The 16665-nt window shown below is 31.6% G+C and carries 18 protein-coding genes; 14 read left to right on the top strand and 4 right to left on the bottom strand.

Features of this window, described 5'->3' with window-relative positions; translation table 11 throughout:
• Nucleotides 1–90 precede the first annotated feature (90 nt).
• The 7 genes from IGK70_RS10200 to IGK70_RS10170 all read left to right on the top strand — a co-directional run bounded on the left by IGK70_RS10200 (nucleotide 91) and on the right by IGK70_RS10170 (nucleotide 5438).
• Nucleotides 91–2088 (top strand): isopeptide-forming domain-containing fimbrial protein, encoded by a 1998-nt coding sequence (locus IGK70_RS10200; protein ID WP_033640591.1) that lies wholly within the window; start codon nucleotides 91–93, stop codon nucleotides 2086–2088.
• A gap of 108 nt (nucleotides 2089–2196) precedes the next feature.
• Complete coding sequence (locus IGK70_RS10195; RefSeq protein ID WP_438775241.1) at nucleotides 2197–2820, top strand: class A sortase; 624 nt, start codon at nucleotides 2197–2199, stop codon at nucleotides 2818–2820.
• Between the two features lie 13 nt (nucleotides 2821–2833).
• Complete coding sequence (locus tag IGK70_RS10190) at nucleotides 2834–3385, top strand: hypothetical protein (protein ID WP_033640547.1); 552 nt, start codon at nucleotides 2834–2836, stop codon at nucleotides 3383–3385.
• Entirely contained in the window at nucleotides 3382–3849 is a 468-nt protein-coding gene (locus IGK70_RS10185) for a hypothetical protein (protein ID WP_033640545.1), read from the top strand. The genes IGK70_RS10190 and IGK70_RS10185 overlap by 4 nt, the downstream gene beginning before the upstream one ends.
• Nucleotides 3830–4816, top strand: coding sequence for a conjugal transfer protein (locus IGK70_RS10180; protein ID WP_033640543.1), 987 nt, complete (start codon nucleotides 3830–3832; stop codon nucleotides 4814–4816). Before IGK70_RS10185 ends, IGK70_RS10180 begins: the two co-directional genes overlap by 20 nt.
• Nucleotides 4816–5040 carry a hypothetical protein gene (locus IGK70_RS10175; RefSeq protein WP_002365201.1) on the top strand — a complete coding sequence of 75 codons (225 nt, stop codon included), beginning with the start codon at nucleotides 4816–4818 and terminating at the stop codon, nucleotides 5038–5040. Before IGK70_RS10180 ends, IGK70_RS10175 begins: the two co-directional genes overlap by 1 nt.
• Nucleotides 5041–5048: 8 nt before the next feature.
• Nucleotides 5049–5438 carry a conjugal transfer protein gene (locus IGK70_RS10170; RefSeq protein ID WP_002394253.1) on the top strand — a complete coding sequence of 130 codons (390 nt, stop codon included), beginning with the start codon at nucleotides 5049–5051 and terminating at the stop codon, nucleotides 5436–5438.
• A gap of 76 nt (nucleotides 5439–5514) precedes the next feature.
• On the opposite strand, the gene IGK70_RS10165 is transcribed toward IGK70_RS10170, so the two are convergent.
• Nucleotides 5515–5823 carry a hypothetical protein gene (locus IGK70_RS10165; protein WP_002394252.1) on the bottom strand — a complete coding sequence of 103 codons (309 nt, stop codon included), beginning with the start codon at nucleotides 5821–5823 and terminating at the stop codon, nucleotides 5515–5517.
• Nucleotides 5824–5828: 5 nt separating this feature from the next.
• Nucleotides 5829–6047: a hypothetical protein gene (locus tag IGK70_RS10160; RefSeq protein ID WP_002394251.1), complete on the bottom strand. Its 219-nt coding sequence runs from the start codon at nucleotides 6045–6047 to the stop codon at nucleotides 5829–5831.
• Between the two features lie 161 nt (nucleotides 6048–6208).
• On the opposite strand from IGK70_RS10160, the gene IGK70_RS10155 reads away from it, so the two are divergent.
• From IGK70_RS10155 to IGK70_RS10125, 7 genes are all read left to right on the top strand, one after another.
• Nucleotides 6209–8713, top strand: a complete 2505-nt coding sequence (locus IGK70_RS10155) for an ATP-binding protein (RefSeq protein WP_033640541.1) — start codon at nucleotides 6209–6211, stop codon at nucleotides 8711–8713.
• 15 nt (nucleotides 8714–8728) lie between these two features.
• Nucleotides 8729–10774, top strand: a complete 2046-nt coding sequence (locus IGK70_RS10150) for an ATP synthase F0 subunit A (RefSeq protein WP_033640539.1) — start codon at nucleotides 8729–8731, stop codon at nucleotides 10772–10774.
• 42 nt (nucleotides 10775–10816) lie between these two features.
• The gene (locus IGK70_RS10145) at nucleotides 10817–11845 is read left to right on the top strand and encodes a phage tail tip lysozyme (RefSeq protein WP_033640538.1); all 1029 of its coding nucleotides are present in this window, start codon (nucleotides 10817–10819) and stop codon (nucleotides 11843–11845) included.
• 11 nt (nucleotides 11846–11856) lie between these two features.
• On the top strand, nucleotides 11857–12153 hold the full coding sequence (locus IGK70_RS10140; protein WP_033640536.1) for a hypothetical protein: 297 nt from the start codon (nucleotides 11857–11859) through the stop codon (nucleotides 12151–12153).
• Between the two features lie 19 nt (nucleotides 12154–12172).
• Complete coding sequence (locus IGK70_RS10135) at nucleotides 12173–12397, top strand: hypothetical protein (protein ID WP_010773678.1); 225 nt, start codon at nucleotides 12173–12175, stop codon at nucleotides 12395–12397.
• Entirely contained in the window at nucleotides 12394–12930 is a 537-nt protein-coding gene (locus IGK70_RS10130) for an EF0163 family protein (protein WP_033640535.1), read from the top strand. Before IGK70_RS10135 ends, IGK70_RS10130 begins: the two co-directional genes overlap by 4 nt.
• A 67-nt stretch (nucleotides 12931–12997) precedes the next feature.
• Nucleotides 12998–13357 carry a lipoprotein gene (locus IGK70_RS10125; RefSeq protein WP_033640533.1) on the top strand — a complete coding sequence of 120 codons (360 nt, stop codon included), beginning with the start codon at nucleotides 12998–13000 and terminating at the stop codon, nucleotides 13355–13357.
• Between the two features lie 238 nt (nucleotides 13358–13595).
• Here IGK70_RS10125 and IGK70_RS10120 read toward each other — a convergent pair whose 3' ends face one another.
• Both IGK70_RS10120 and IGK70_RS10115 read right to left on the bottom strand, forming a co-directional pair.
• A complete protein-coding gene (locus tag IGK70_RS10120; protein WP_033640531.1) occupies nucleotides 13596–15866 on the bottom strand; it encodes an ATP-dependent DNA helicase in 2271 nt (756 codons plus the stop codon).
• Nucleotides 15867–16097: 231 nt separating this feature from the next.
• Nucleotides 16098–16664, bottom strand: a complete 567-nt coding sequence (locus IGK70_RS10115; protein WP_050492555.1) for a hypothetical protein — start codon at nucleotides 16662–16664, stop codon at nucleotides 16098–16100.
• Nucleotide 16665: the final 1 nt, after the last annotated feature.

The raw sequence follows: 16665 nt of genomic DNA, 5'->3' as shown, positions 1-16665 counted from the left end.
GAAAGGTGAACCAATGAAGAGGATTCGTGGCTCTCCTATTTTTTTATGCAAAATCTAGGAGAAATGAAATAGAAATACAAAAAAATAATGATGAAAAGAGGAACTATTTTGAAGAAAACAACGATTATTCAAGGATTAGCAACGACAATTATTTTAGCAGGTATGGCAATGCCAATGATGGTTCAAGCGCAAGAAGGCGGACAAGTTCCACAAACAGTTAGAGCCGACTTTTTTCAACGTGCAAATGCAAGCTCTAACTCAATCATTAATGCGCCGAACGCTTCTGTAGTCACACCAGATGATGAAGCTGGTTCAAAGTATAGTTTTATTGCAAAGTTTATTAAAGGTGTCACTACGGTTGAAACAGGTGGTGATGGGTGGACGAATGATGTTTACGTTAATATGCCTCCACAAAAATGGGATGGGAAAATCGGTCTTGATGTAACGAAAACAAAGAAAGGGCAATCGTGGATTCGTTACAATAACGTTGGTACAGCTGATGATGGGACACCGATTGATTTAAAAATTACCATTCAAGACTGGGAACAATATAAAAATGCACAAAATATGGTGTCAAATAATATTGTTGCCTTTAACAATGTATCCGCAATTGCAACCTACCAAGGTGGTTTCTCATGGGTGAAACAAACATGGACGTACCTAGAACATGGCACAGACAAAGAAAAACCAGTCAGTGGTTACTATTCATGGATTGATATTGATAATTTACAAGGAATGACGATTGACAAAGATTCGTACAAAGCAATAGATAAATTGTACGTACCAACGAAAGATACAATTGTTAAATACAAAGAAGAAAAAGACGGTGGAAAAACTTTTTACGATTCTGACGATATTCCATTAGATGATGGTGACAATCGTGGTGATTTTACGTTCTTGTATTCTAATCGTTCTCGATTTGATTTCACGTACAGTGAAGATTTCGCGACACGTGAAAAGAATTTAGGGTATCCTTTACCGCCAAAAAATAATAACCAGTACAGCTATTTTGGCTATAGTGCCAAAAAAACAGTTCGGACAGCGCCAATGATTCCTACTAAAACGGTGACAGATAGTGATGAAACAAATGTTGATAAAAATACGTTAGAAGGATTAGGCGAAGTATATAGCTATACGATCACACATAAAGTTCCTGATGAAATGAAAGAATTTTATTATAGCAACTATGAAATGCAAGACGAACTAATCCTTGAATTGGAACGTGTGTCTGATGTGAAAGTCACTGATGAAGCAGGAAAGGACGTTACCAATAAATTTGAAGCGAAGCATGAAGGCAATTTAGTACGTATGGTTGCAAAGGCTGACGTATTAAAAACAGCGGATTTCTATAATCACGAATACAAATTCAATTTCCAAACAAAAATTCGTGAAGGTGCCAGCTTAGATAAGTACCTTATTGATGGCAAGTTACAAATTCCAAATAAAGCAAAAATTATCCAAAACAACAAAGAAGTCCCAACTGATGAAACAACCACCACTGTCACACCAAAAGACCCGTCTATCGCTAAGAAAATCCTTGAAGGCGATAAAGAAGTGGATTTGACCAGTGCCAAAGTGGGCGATGAAGTGACATTCAAATTAGATGTGCAAGTGCCAAACACCAAAGATATGACGTCTTTAGTGATTCAAGATGATTTAGAAGATGTATTGGAAGCGAATAAAGAAGTGAAAGTTACTCTTTCAGATGGGACAGATATTACGGATCAGGGGAAAATTAGTGTTGATGAAAAAACACAAAAAGTTTCTTGGACTGCCAATGAACCAAACAAATTAAAAGAAAAACAATTGTTTGTGTACATTAAAGGGAAATTGAAAGACGCAGACTTTTCGCAATATGTCGATGATAAAGGGAAAATTATGATTCCAAACGTGGCACAATTGGTGATTAATGATGAACCGACAGATTCTAACAAAGTGAATGTTACAACTCCACAAGAAAAACCAAAAGTATTGCCAAATACGAATATGGATTTTGGAACAAGTGCAGGTGTAGCTACAGTGATTGCAATTTCATTAATTGGTGTGGTCGTAGCAGTGAAACGACAAAAAGATAGCAAAGAGGGCTAATTAATGAAAAAATGGATTGAAAAAAACAAATATTTTGTTGGAGCAATTTGAGTTATTCTCATTGCTCTTTTTTCATTCCTTCTTTTTCAAAACCAACAAAAAGAAGAAGTGAAAGAAGCTATAAATACAATGGTATCAAGTGGCTTAGAGGAAGCAGAAAAGCCGAAAAAACATGTAGAGACAAAATCTAGTGAAACTGTTCAAAGTAATCAAGTAGATGTTATTACTGGTACGGAAGTACAAGAAGAAACACCTATTCCAACAGTGATTTCTTTAACCGAAGGCGAACGTCCGTCTGTTAAAACGATTCAAAGTGCCCAAGTAAATTTTAATGAAGTGTCGGATTCTGTTTTGGGGTCTATTGAAATTGATTCTATTCAATTAAAATTGCCTATTTTAATGGGTGATAGTTTTGACAATATGCTTTATGGAGCGTGTACTGTTTTATCAAAACAAACGATGGGAAAAGGAAATTATGCTTTAGCTTCTCACAATGCTGGATATGAAGGATTACTTTTTACCTCGTTAAATAAAGTTTCTGTAGGAGATTTGGTCAAACTTAATGATCGTGAAGGACATTCGTTCACATATAAGGTAAAAGAGCAAAAGCATGTTGATATGACTGATACAACTATGTTGAATCTAACAAGAAAGCCAACATTAACTTTAATAACTTGTGACCAAGCCACAAAAACAACAGGAAGAATTATTGTGATTGCGGAATTAGTTTAGAGGAGGGAAAAAGTTGGTTGAAAAAATAAGGGAATTATCAAAAGAAGAATTTGTCAATAAGTACATGTTTGATTTTAAGTCATTAATTTTCAAATCCAATAATCCTGAAAAAATAACAGCTAAACAAGAAAAACTCTTGGAATGTGAAAAGAAAATCGCTGTATTATTTTATGAAACATATAAACGAATGAAGGGGTATCCGCCTGATGAAAAAGAACTGGGTAGGATTGTTCAAAGAAATTTCCTTGACCGTTTAAAGTTATTTCGAGTGGAATATGATGTGATTAGTGAAGAAAAATTTTGTGGTCTACACGTACAAATGGTCAAACAGCAAATGCCATTAGAAAAGTATCGATCCGATGATTTATCTTATATTTTAGGACGAGAAAAGAAGATCGCTATTAATTATTTTATCGCACATGATGATTTTCCTATGGGTTATGAAGAACTAATGATAAGTCGTTCTAAAAAAGCAGTTACCCAAGGCTTGGAAGAGTTAAGAGGAGAATTTATGGAAAGATACCATAAATATTACAGAAAAATGGAAAGGAGTTGTATTTTATGAATCAACATATTATGCCAATTTTTAGAGAGCATAGTAAATTTTACCAAAGGTATTCAAATGTACCAGTTCCTGAAATGCTTCGCTTGCATGGATTCATAGTTGATGAAATGCCAATTGATGAAGCAGATATTGTTTATATGGAAGAATATAAAAATTCTTTACTTAAAATGGGGATTATTATTGATGAAGTACCTTTTAAGAAGGAATTTGTTGCGCAATACGTTTTTCATGGCGGTATAACTAGTTTGATTGCAGAAGGTCAATACTTGAGAAAGCCTAACGGGGATAAAATGTACAATTCGTATTATTTTTATTTGTATAAAGAAGGTTTTCAAACACATAAGGGGCATGTTAGAGAGAGAGTTTATGTTGAAAAGGCGATTAAATCTACTTTTTTAAAAACGTTTGAAAGTTGTTTGGGCTTATTAAGAGTAGGAGGGGAATATGAATTTAAAGAAAATTAAAAAGAAAGAGAAGAAAGAAAAAACACCAAAGGTTAAAACTTTTTCTCAAAAGAAAGCGAATCGGGTTGTGTTAATTGGCGCTAGTGTTTTACTGGTGATGTCTGGAGTTGGTGCGCTTCGAGCCAATGTGATGGCAAGTAATGTAGATAATTTGTATTCAAAAGTGGATACATTAAGTGAACAATCAAAAAAGAATAAAGTTGATAGAGAGGAGCTTGATTATTCAGCCCTCTCTTTTTATGTCGAAAATTTTGCGAAAGAGTATTTGAATTATAACTCGAAAGCTAGTGATGAAGCGAAAAAGGCTCGTATTGATCGATTATCTAAATATTTATCACTAGATGTAAAAGATGTTGATGAAACAGAAAATCTACAAGGGAATGTCTTACGTACGTTTAAAAATACGTCTTTATCACGTATAGAGAAAATGGAAGATTGTTATTTGGTTTATCTAAATGTGAATTATGAATTGGAGAAAGATAAAAAGACTGAAAATGTGACACAGAATATGGTTTTACCAATTCAAGTAAAAGACAATTTGTTTTCAATTGTAGGGCGTCCTTATTTTGTAGCAAGTAGTTTACCACAAGGGAAAACAGTACCTCTAAAACATACAGAAAATTCAATAGATGTTGATGGGAAAGAAAAACAATCTGTAGAGAAATTTTTAAAGATGTTTTTTACAAAATATTCAGTTGGGAACAAACAAGAATTAATGTTGTTAATGAAAAATCCAACAACGACAGCTGGTCAAGACTCGTTTGTTTCAATAGATTCTGGTGATATGAAATTTTTTGATACAAAGCAGAAAGACGTAACAGGGGTTCAAGTATCGGTTACTTTTTCAGATAAAACAACAAAATTAACGCATACAGAGGATTTTTCGCTTTGGTTATCTAAAACGGAGAATTCTTATTTTATTAATACGATGAAACATTACTTTACAGAGAAAGAAGGAAATGACTAATGAATACAGGAAATTTGAGTAATTTTTTAAGTACAAGTTTTATTACAATTATGGCGGCTGGTGTAATTATTTTGATTCTAAAACACTGGAAAGGTGCTGAATGGGCAAAAATTGGTTCAGTAATTGTCATTGCCTTAATCTTACAGGATTTTGCGACGAATCAAGGAAAAAATATTTTTGCAGTTGTTAAATGGTTCCTAAGTTTAGTTGGAATTAAGATGTAGGTGAGTATATGAAATATTACGATTATTCGAGGGGCTTAAAAGCCCCTTATTCAATGCAAGTTATTAAGTCGCCTAAGGGTCAAGTGGTCTGGGTATTTGCACAACCTGTTAGCCTATCCTATCTCCTAATTCTATTTTTAGGGATTGTGTTAACTGGTTTGTTTTGGAAAGAAGTACCATTACCACAAATTTTAGGAATTAACTTAAATTTGTTAATCATGGTGTTGGTGCCGAATAAAGTTGCTCGTTGGTATTCCGAAAAGGAATTCGAAGGAAAAACAGGCTTTGGTTTTTTAAAAGATGGTTTTGTCTATGTGAAAAATTATGTGTTAGATAGTAGACCAATTGTAGCTTTCGAACGAGTAAAAGAAATAGAAGAGTTTTCATTTAAACGTTAGTACAAAAAGCGCACTATATCTATGAATAAAAAAACAAGGAGCGCATAGCATTAGCTCCTTATTTTTTATGTCTAAATTATGAATTTTTATATTTTAAATAAAGCATGACTGCACAGACTATTATTCCAATGACTAAAAGTAGCACAGTAACAATACTTTCATTTTTATTTATTTTTCTTTCAGGTCTATAGCTAGGATTAATTTGTTTTGCGTTAAAATCAGTAATTCCAAAGTCTAAAGTAGGAAGTAAAAACAGTAATAAAATAATATATATAATTCCTGCTATAAGGAAAATAGGAGCGTTGGTGAAAAGTGAAATAATGGTACCTATGATTATAGGAGTTAAAATGTATAAAAAGGATTTGATAACATTTTCTTTTCTCATTTTAATTACCAAATTTTGTTATTCATGTTTCCCATATTTCCTAAAGGAACACAATAACCACCGCTCATATTTTTTCCACCTGTAGACCAACCACCTTTTTTAAAATAAAAACCACCAGGGCAAGAGCTACCAAATTCAGCTTCTCTGGCACTAGCTTCTGAACTAAAAATAAAAGGTGTTACCATTGCGAAAATAGTTAAAGCTAAAAAAACTTTTTTCTTCATACACTTTCCTTCTTTCCAATTATTATTTAAAAGCTATATTAAATATAGCTTTATTTTATAATAACTGAATGAAAAAAAGTTGTCCAATAATATATAGAAATTTCTGAAAAATCATTTTTAATGTTAATTACTAAAATAAAATCAACAAGAAAGGAAAAAATATGCAATTAGAATATCCATTAACGAATCATATGAAAGGAAATATTGTTTTAACACAAGAAAAAACAGCGATAGCTTACTATCGTGTTCGCTCTGAAACTGTAATGTTGACTGATGTTGAAAAGAAATTAAAAACGAAAAGGAAAGTTTCTCGTGCGTTAAATCGTTTAAAAGCTAATGATGGATTTGAAATTAACCTTTTGCCAGTTAATGCCGACATTCGAGGAAAAATGGGTGCTATGCGTTCTTTAATTGATTCTAATAATTATGAAGTAGGCGTAGATAAATTGATGAAAACGGCAATGGTTTTAGAACAAGAAATGGGCATGGTTTACGAATATACATGGGTAATTGGTGTACCTTTAATCAAGAAAGACTTGGCTGTTGATTTAAAAGAAACCGTTACTAACTCAATTAGTAACGTATCGGAAAAGTTTGTCAAAGGCTTAGGTTTTGATGTAGAACTAGCAGAAGATTGGGAAAAAGATTATCGAGAGCAAGAATTAGAAGTTTACCAAAATCTATCTGAATTGTTAATTGAACGATTAACAGAAGATGAATTGTATTATTACCAAGCGTACCAATTCTTGAAAAATATTCCTCATGAGCGACAAGATGTTCTTTCTAGTCAAAATTTAGATAATTTAATGGCAACAAAAATTAAACCATTATTTGGCGGGGGATTGCATTTGAATTGTGATTATGGCGAAAGCTATATATCCTATCTTCCAATGGGAGATGTAGGTGTTTTTCTTGATGGTAATCATTTTTTAGAGGTCGTTCAAAAAATGCCTTTCCCAGTCGAAGTGAAGATTCAAGCGACTTTTGCAGAAAGTAAAGGGCAATTAGCACTGTCTGGGCGTTCGTCACGTGCAAGAACCCGCACTAAGAATATCATGCAGGAAGCACACTTAGCTGGTTCTAAACAAAAACGAAAGATTGTTGAAGGTCAATTATCACTAGACGATTTAGACCAAAAAATTGATGATGGTGTGGATATTATTGACTGGAAAGCAGTGATTGTTGTTAGTGGTAGCACGAAAAAACAAATGCGTGCAAGAAAAAAATATTTAATCAATCGTTTTGATAGTTTAGATATTCCACTTATTAAAGCAACGTTTGATAATCCTTATTTATTTCAATCCACTTTGTTTGGTAATTTTATCCGCATGCAGACTTCTCGTTGGCAACACACGTCAACGATTGAATCGTTTGCCGAGTTGAATTTCTTTACTTCACTTCATGCAGGTACGAAGTTAGGCTTTTACCTTGGACGAGTGGATACAACTTTGGAAGAAAAAGAAGATAGAAAATCTATTATTTCTAGTTCAAAAAATCTAATTTTTATGAACATGTTACTAGCGAATAAACAAAATGTTGATGGTAAGAAAACCAATAATCCACACTGGGCTTTAACTGGAGATACTGGAAACGGAAAATCGGTTACAGCTAAAACATTGTTTATGCAAATGGCACTTTTAAAAGACAGAGTGTTATACATTGATCCAAAAAAAGAAATGCGAAAGCAATTTATGTATACAATCAATGATCCTGAATATCAAAAGAAATATCCTTTAGATGTTGATTTTGTGAAGTCCTTTAATTTCGTCACTTTAGATGTTCGTGACACGAAAAATCATGGGGTACTGGATCCGATTGTTTTGTTTGATGAAACAGAAGCGATTGCAACAACTAAAGCAATGTTAACCAATATATACGAAGGAACATGGAATTTAAAGCAAAAAACAGAAATTAATGAAGCGATTGCGAAAGTTGTTTTGGAACGGAAAGAAGGCAAAAAGGTTGGGTTTTGGCATGTAATTGAGCGATTAGTGGAAAGTGAAATTTCTGACGTGATAGATATGGGTAGATTTATTTTGTCGACTGTTAAAGGTTCAGTTTTAGAATTAGCTTTTTCTCATGGTGATGTTGAGGGTCTATCATTCGATAAGAAAGTAACAATTTTAGAAATTGAGGACTTAGACTTACCAACTGATAAAAATGAAAATTTAGATGAAAATAAACGTCTTTCTGTTACATTGATGTTTGCTTTAGGAACGTTTTGTTCGAAGTTTGGTTCAAGAAATCCAAAAGAAGAAACAGTGACGTTCTTTGATGAATCTTGGATTTTTCAATCTTCGCCAGAAGGTAAAGCGATTTTAAAATCAATGAAACGTATTGGTCGTTCGTTTAATAATTTCTTAGTATTGATTACACAATCAACAAATGATTTGGATGATAGTGAAGATGGTACTGGTTTTGGTACAGTGATTTGTTTTGATGAAGTTCAAAATCGAGAAGGTGTTTTGAAATATCTCAATTTACCAGTGAACGAAATTAACATGAAATGGGTCTCAAATATGGTTCAAGGTCAGTGTTTAATGAAAGATATGTTTGGTCAGACTAATCGAATTGTTGTTCATGTTATTTTTGAAGAATGGTTGGAACTGTTCAAAACCGTTGATGATACAGAAGCTTCTAAAATGGAGAACCGCTTTGTTGCATAGGAAGGAAGTGAGAATATGCAGTATCTAATTGACAGTTATAGTGCGTATACGGTTGATGGTGGTTTGTTGGATAAAGGATGGCAAGTAGTGAATTGGTTCTTTGTAGATATACCATTCTTTATCTTACGAATGTTTGTTTCTTTTTTCCTTTTTTGTGAGAACGTCTTAAACCAATCTAGTTTCTTTGAAGGAAAACAAGAAACAGTATTGAATATGTCAAAAAATGTTCTAAGTGGCATTGGTGGCAAGGGATTTAGAGGTGGTTCTTTACTAGCATTAGCGATTCTTATTAGTGCATATTATCTGCTTTATCATTTCTTTTCCAGTCGTAGAAGCTTTTCAAAAGTATTCCTTCATTATTTAGCAGTTGTTGTTTTGTTTGGTTTTTGGTTTGGCTCTGTATCAACGTCAACGGGCACAACAAGTGGCTCAATGTTCTTGATTCAATCAACTAACGCAATTGCTAAAGGAGTACAAAGTACATTTACTTCAAGTGCTAATTTAGGAACAGAAGGATTTAAAGATGGAGAAGTATATCAAAGTCCAATTTTTGATGCCACAGTAAAACAAACATTTAATTTTGTGAATAGTGGTTCGCTAGATGGAAAAATGGAGAATGGTAAGAAATTAGATGAAGGTAAACTACTAGAAAAGCCTAAATTGTCTAAAAAAGAAAAAGCAAAGTTTGAGGATGAAAGAAGTACCTATATAAAAAATAATGAGAAAGATAATCCATACTTCTCACAGGACGGAGCAAAAACAATGGAAAAAGCTTTTGGCGTTGGTGTGGGTGTAGTCAATTTAGCAGTCTTAGCAGTGCCTGTCACGTATATTAATATTATGCTCAATGTAATTCAAATCATTGTTGATTTACTCATTCTTGTTTTTCCGATTATTGCGTTGGTGTCTTTCTTCCCTCGGTGTCAAATGATGATGTTTAAATTTTTTAAATCATTAATTGGCATTTTATTTTTACCTGTAGTTTTCGGTATATTTTTGTCTGTGTTATTTTGGATCAATAAGTTAATTGACCAAGCGTTTTTAGGATTGATGGATAAAGTAAGTAGTAGTTTATTAATGGTGATGTCTGGTGGTGTTTTTCTTTTAGGCACATTAATTGTTACTGCATTGGTGAAAATTATTTTGTATCGGAAAATTTGGAAAAGCAGATATAAAATATTATCATTCTTTTCTGATGGTCAAGTTCAACAACCTTCTTTTGAATCAAAAATGAATGAAAAAACAAAAGAAACGGTTGCACGTACAGGTGAAATTGGTGTTGGAGCAGTAAAAGCAGGAATAGGTGCTTCCACTGGAAATTTAGCGTTGGCTGCTGATGGTGCTAGTCATTTAATGCCAAAACATGACAAGGCATTGAACTTAGCCAAAGACCATTTTATTGACGATAATGGGCAATTTGCTGGTGTTAAAACAGGATTGAATTCATTATTGAATCGTTCTACTCAAGAAGAACAACAACCATTAAAAGACGATATGTTGCCCGAAAAAGAAATTGCGGAAGTAGAAGAGCCAACCAATGTTGATAATGAGGAATTAGAAGAAATAGAAGATAAAGCTTTAACTGATGAAGTGGAGAATTTTGAAGATTTAACAGATGATGAAGCGGATAATTCTTTAGAAGAAATTGATGTTCCTGTATTAGATGAAACTGTATCTGATTCTGATACTTCTTTAGCTGATGAAAGTAATATTGAGTTAGAGCCAATTATTGAAAATGAACTTGATAGTTTAGATTCAAGTGTAGAATCAAGTGAAAATGATAGAGAAGAGCCAATTCATGAAGTTGATGAGCAAGAAATAGCGGACAATTTGAATGTTACGGTCGATAATTTTGATGAGTTGGCATTTGCTCGTGAAGAACGTGCATTTTTTGATGGTGGAGAGGATAGCGAGTTAATCACAAACAATAATGATTCATTAAATAACGTTTATTCATTTTACCAAACAGAAGAAAACTTTAATAATTTAGAACAAACAGAGGAACAATTTTTTGGTAGTGTGAATACGGAAGAATATAATTTTGATGTTGTAGAGGGCTGATGAAATGATTATCAGCCTTCTTTTTTATTGAAAGGAGAGATCATGAAGAAATTAGGCAAGGTTTTAATTGTTAGTTGTTTTATTTTTATTCTTCCTTTTTTATTATTTTTAGGTGTATTTTCTTCTAGTGAAAGCGGAGATTCTTCCCAGTTTCAGCCTGCTACACCACAGGAAAAAGTAGCATTAGAAGTTTCTAACTACGTGACGTCACACGGTGGAACGTTGCAGTTTGCTTCCGCTTGGATTGGCAATATGGAACATGAAAGTGGATTAAATCCTGCTAGAATTCAAAGTGATTTGGCTTTTAATCCTTCTATTGCTTATAACGCTAGTTTAGGCGGTTATGGAATTGGGTTAGGACAATGGGATTCAGGACGAAGAGTTAATTTATTAAATTTTGCAAAAAGTCAAAAAAAGGAATGGAAATCAGTAGCTTTACAAATGGATTTTGCGTGGAATAAGGATGGTTCTGATAGTGACTTACTTAAAAGAATGTCTAAATCAAAAGATGTGAATACACTTGCGGTAGATATTTTGAAGTTGTGGGAACGAGCTGGAACAAAAGATGATCCTGTAGAACAAGTAAAAAGAAAGACTAGTGCTAACAATTGGTATAAACGACTTTCTACAGGTTCCATGGGCGGAGGTTCAGCCAATATTGGTGGTGGAAAAATTGATGTTTTGGAAAAAGTAATGGGACAAACTATTAATGGTGGTCAATGTTATGGCTTATCTGCTTTTTTTGTTGAAAAACAAGGAGGTTTTCAAATGATGGGTACAGGGCATATGTTCGCAAGTGAGATTGGTAATGATTACAATTGGCCGTCAATAGGTTGGAAAGTGATAAAGAATCCAAACTACTCGGATATTAAAGCAGGAGATGTCATTAATTTTGGTCAAGGTGGTGTGGCTACTAGTATTTATGGGCATACTGGTGTTGTTGCAGGCGTAGAAGGCAAAGGAAAATTTACAACATACGAGCAAAATGCGGAACAAGGTCAAATTATTGCTAAGTATTCTCGAACTTGGGGATTAGATTTTCCACATGTAACGAGTTTAGTAAGAAAATAGGAGGGCTATGAATGGTAAGTTGTAAATCAGAAGTTGTTTCATTAAATATTATCAATAGCTATTTTTTAGGAATAAGGGAGATAAATTTTCCTGTCTATCAAAAGCAATTTAAACAAATAGATTTAGAATTATTTATAAGTTTAGCTGATTTTATGGGAAATTTAACAGAGCTAGAAAAAAATAATTATATACAATTGGTCTTAGAGGATTTAAAAAAATTTTTGATGTCTATTGAAAGTAAAAATTATTCTCGAACGGTTCAGAGAATGCTTTTAGATATGAAAACAGAGATAGCCAAGATAATTTAAGCTAAGGAGGAAGTTAAAAATGTTTTTAAATAAGAGAAGTGGATTAACCAATCGTCAGATAAAAGAAGTTTGTTCGAGATTTAACTGTAAAAAAAATGAATTTGCAGTTCAAAAGTATCAAGATGGTTTTTTAGTAGCTGTGAATAATAAAGAGTATCGTGTTAAATTTTCTGAGGGGATTTTTTCAAAGATTGTGTATGTTAAAGAAGTACAACGCATTTCAAAGAAAGTAGGTAGAAAATGAAAAAGTTAAGTTTAGTAGTTTTATTATTAGGTGCTGGATTAGTATTTACTGCATGTGGCGGGAATACTAAAGGTCATGAAACGGTGGTTTCGTTAGCAACTGACTCTGTGGATATGAAACCAGTTGATGATATGACTTCTACGAAAGGAAGTGAAGTAACTGAAAAAAGTAGTACTAAACCTATGCAGATTAAAGATAAACTAGCAGAAGAAAAAGTATCTGATACTTACCAGTTGGTAGAGGACTTTGGAAATGCTTATGCTAATTTTTCTAGTATTAATGATCGTAACGAAAAATTGAAGAAATTAATGACTACTGAATGTGTAAAGAAAAATGGTATTGATGTGAAAACTGGTGCAAAATTGGAAAGTAAAGGTGAAGTAAGTTCAGTATATCAAAATGATAAAAAGGAATATGCAGTCTTACTTGATTGTGAACAAAACGGAACAAAAACGAGAGTACTTTTATTGGCAAAAGTGAAAGGGAATAAGATAGCAGAAATGACCTATAATTCTGTTAAACAAGAGTATTAACCTTGATATATATGGATTTGTACTTTAGTTAATGGTATAATGTATGTATAAGTAAGGAGATGGAAAAATGAAAAAGGTAGTTTCAATTGTGTTGATGGTTGTTGCAGTTTTCACATTAACTGCATGTAATGGTTCTAAATTAGATAAAACAGGTGAAGAATTTAAAGATTCTATAATGAAAGATTCTGCATATGGGGATGAGTATTCGGAAGATGGGTTTAGTTTTTTAATGTATAAAGATAAAGATACTAATCGTTATTTGGCTGATGTTTGGGTTCCTGTTAAAAATGAAACTAGTGCACTGGAGTATTTTTATTATTATGATGAAGATAAGCGATTAGATAGTACTAAAAGTAAAGTAACCTTTGATGATATGAAAGCTAGTGGTAACTATGAATTGGTGTACAAATCAGGAAAATTTAAATAAGTCTTTGAACTATGTTTAAGGTTTTTATATGAATCTTTGAATGAGAGTAATATATTATTGTTAATAAAAAGTAAAACCATTACACCAATAAATGGATTATTTGGTGTGATGGTTTTACTTTTTTTAGTTAGCTAATGTGTATAGAATATTTTAATATAATAAAATACATATTGCACTTCTTAATTTTATTGATTTAACGTATTTTAAATTAGCACAGTGTACAATAAAATGTGATTTTTTATTGAGCAGTTATGGTTATAACTGGTCCTGAGACTGTAGGGCTTAAACGTGCCAAACTTTTATTGTAGGTCGGAAAACTCTCCGCTACTATTTTATAGTCTATTCCTTTTTGATGACAAAAGTTTATAGCAGCTTGATAAACTTCTTTATCCGAATGACATTTTTTATAAGGAACTCTTGGATTTTTATATGGCGTATCTTTCTTATGCTCTTGAACAAAGAGTCTGAGCCATTTTTGTAAGTCATTTTCTTCGTTTTCTTTTTTTAGATTTTTCCGTATATTGCTTGTCGGATTATTTTCAAGAGTAGTAGAATTATTGTTAAATATGATTGTTGGAAGATTTAATTTTTTTTTGTTGTAGTGACTAGTCGATATGTTAATTATTTTTTTTTGATTATTTATTATAAATTTTTCTACTTCCAAAATATTTGATGTGATTTTATATCCTAATTTTTCTATAAAAAATTTTATATTTTTATTGGAATAGACTCTAGAATCAAAAAGAGTTATTATTCCAAAATCTGAATTACTTCGAATAAGTCGTCCTAATCCTTGTTCAAGTTTTTTTAACATTATAGGGAGATAAAAATTGTCATATAATTCGTGCCTTTCATAACCTTGAGAAATTAATTCTATATAGGGATCTGTTGGAACTGGATAAGGAAGTTTAGTTATAAGTAACTTATTTAAAGATTTTCCTTCAATAGAAAAACCAGTAAAAAAACTTCCAGATCCGACCAATATGCTATTAATATCTTTCCTGAATTTATTACTTAGATGTTGAGTACCTTGGTCACCTTGAACATAAATAGTTTCATGAATCTTTTTATTTTCTTTTAAGTATTTTGATAGATATGTTAAATATTTGTTTGATGTACATAAAATTAATGTTCCGCCTGAAATTAATTTTATTATTCTAGGCAGATCTTCTTGAATATGCTGAAGGTGATGTTGGGAATTTGGGTTAGGATAATTTTTTGGAATGTACATAATAGATTGTTTATCTAAAGAAAAAACAGTAGGGTAGTTTTTATAGATATATTTATCTGATGTCAAATTCCAGTCTACGTTTATATCTTTTTCATAATCGGTAACAGTTAAAGTTCCAGACATGAGAATAATTTTTGAATATGACGATAGATTAAAAAGATATTCTTGGAACTGCCTGTTAAAATTTAAATCTACATAATGTAAAGACAAGTCTTTATTATCAAATTGTATCCATGATTTATGTTTTTGGCTTTTTAAAAAAATTGATAAAAATTCACTTGCATCATTAATCTCTTCAACAATATTTTCTGGATAGTTTTGACGTGCAGTTAGAGAAATTAAATTTTCATTTAGAATGTTCATTAATTCGATAAGTAAATATTTATCTTTATATTGTATTTTATATCGCATTGATGTGTTTTCAGAATCGCAGTCTATATAATTTAAGAAAGATTTTGATAATTTGTTTAAGTAACTAAAATATTTTTTTCTATTTTTAGTTAGCTTTAGTTTTCTTAAATTTTTTGTATTGTAAGACTTTTCGATACTTGCAAGAAAATTTTCTTTGAGAGAATGTGCTTCATCGATAATGAGTATATTATTTCTAAAATTTACGATAGGTGCTCTTCTTTTTTTTTCATTAACATATGATTGATTTAATTGGTTATGGTTAGTAATTGTAAGTTGATGTCTTTTTTTATATGTGCTTCTATGTCTGTGTCCAGGACATTTAAAATCCTCGCAACGATGTGTAACGTACTCCATTGATAGGTATTTATACTTATTTTTATTTATACTAGGTAGTAATATTTCTAATTCAGAAAATAAACCAAACTTACATGTTTCAAAAAATTGAAAAAGTAATTTCTTTTCTTTAGCAGTAAATTTATCAATATTTTCTTTAAAACTGGTTTTGCAAGTGTAATTTGATTTTCCTTGTGCTAATATTTTATTTGAAGTCTTGAGTAGTTTTAATTTCTCTAGCATAATTGAGTCGACATCGTATATTTGATGTTGAAGGTTGATTGTGGAAGTAGCATATAATATACTATTTTTGTTTTCTTTGGTGTATAAAAGACTGGGAATTAATACACCTAGTGACTTACCTGTTCCAACTGGGGCTTCTAAAAACATAATTTGTTTTTTTGAATTAAATAGAAAATCAGCAACGTCAAGAGCCATTTGAACCTGATGCTGTCGAATACTAGTTTTATTGTTAAAAATAGCTGGAATTTCATTTTCAAAGTAATTAAGAATTTCTGCTGTTATATTTTTCAATAATGTATCCTCCTAAGAAAATCAATTATTTTAGTTCTATTGTATCATGAATTTACCTTGTATATTAAAGATAGTGGAAAAGAAACAAGTTATTATTTAGTTAAATTGTGAACTTCTTATGATGAAAGAAGATTAAATGACATTAAAAAATGCTATTAAATTAATAATAAGATTATATGTATAAAAAGCCTATACTTCAATTAGTACAGACTTTTTCATTTGTGAATAGGATTATAATCGGGTCAAGTTTATATCACCAATGGTTTTTCTATCAGTCCAGTACATTCCATTAAGAGTATTATTTCCAATTTCTAATATAACACTGCCATAATGAATAGGGCTATTTCCACGATGACTAGATTTTGGAGTATTACGATAAATATATATTAATTTATTCTGTTGACTATTTTCATCGATGATGTAATCGAAAGAAATACTTTCACTTTTACTTTCATCTGTAATCATTGTACAGCTAGTTTTAAATAAAGATTGTCTGATTTCTAATGTTATATTTATTGGTTTAGATTGGTTATTCCAAGAAGAAGTTAAGCTTCCTTTCCATGTACCATTTAAAACTGGAATTAACACAAACCACCCGTTAAATAATTTGAATTTCCAAAGATATGAACAAAATAAAATAGAAGCTGTTGTACATACTGTAGTAGATGCCGAAAAGCAACTGATGAAAAAATTAAGGTTCACTTCTTCAGAAGACAATAACATATATTTAATTCCGGTTGTGAGAATAACTAAGCCAACTATAACGCTAAAGGCAATTGAACTTTTAATATTTTTCATA

It is taken from the genome of Enterococcus sp. DIV0358 (genome assembly GCF_051713465.1).
Taxonomy (GTDB): Bacteria; Bacillota; Bacilli; order Lactobacillales; family Enterococcaceae; genus Enterococcus; species Enterococcus faecalis.
Note: the sequence above shows the minus strand (reverse complement) of the source record. Positions and strands in the feature narration are given on the sequence as shown.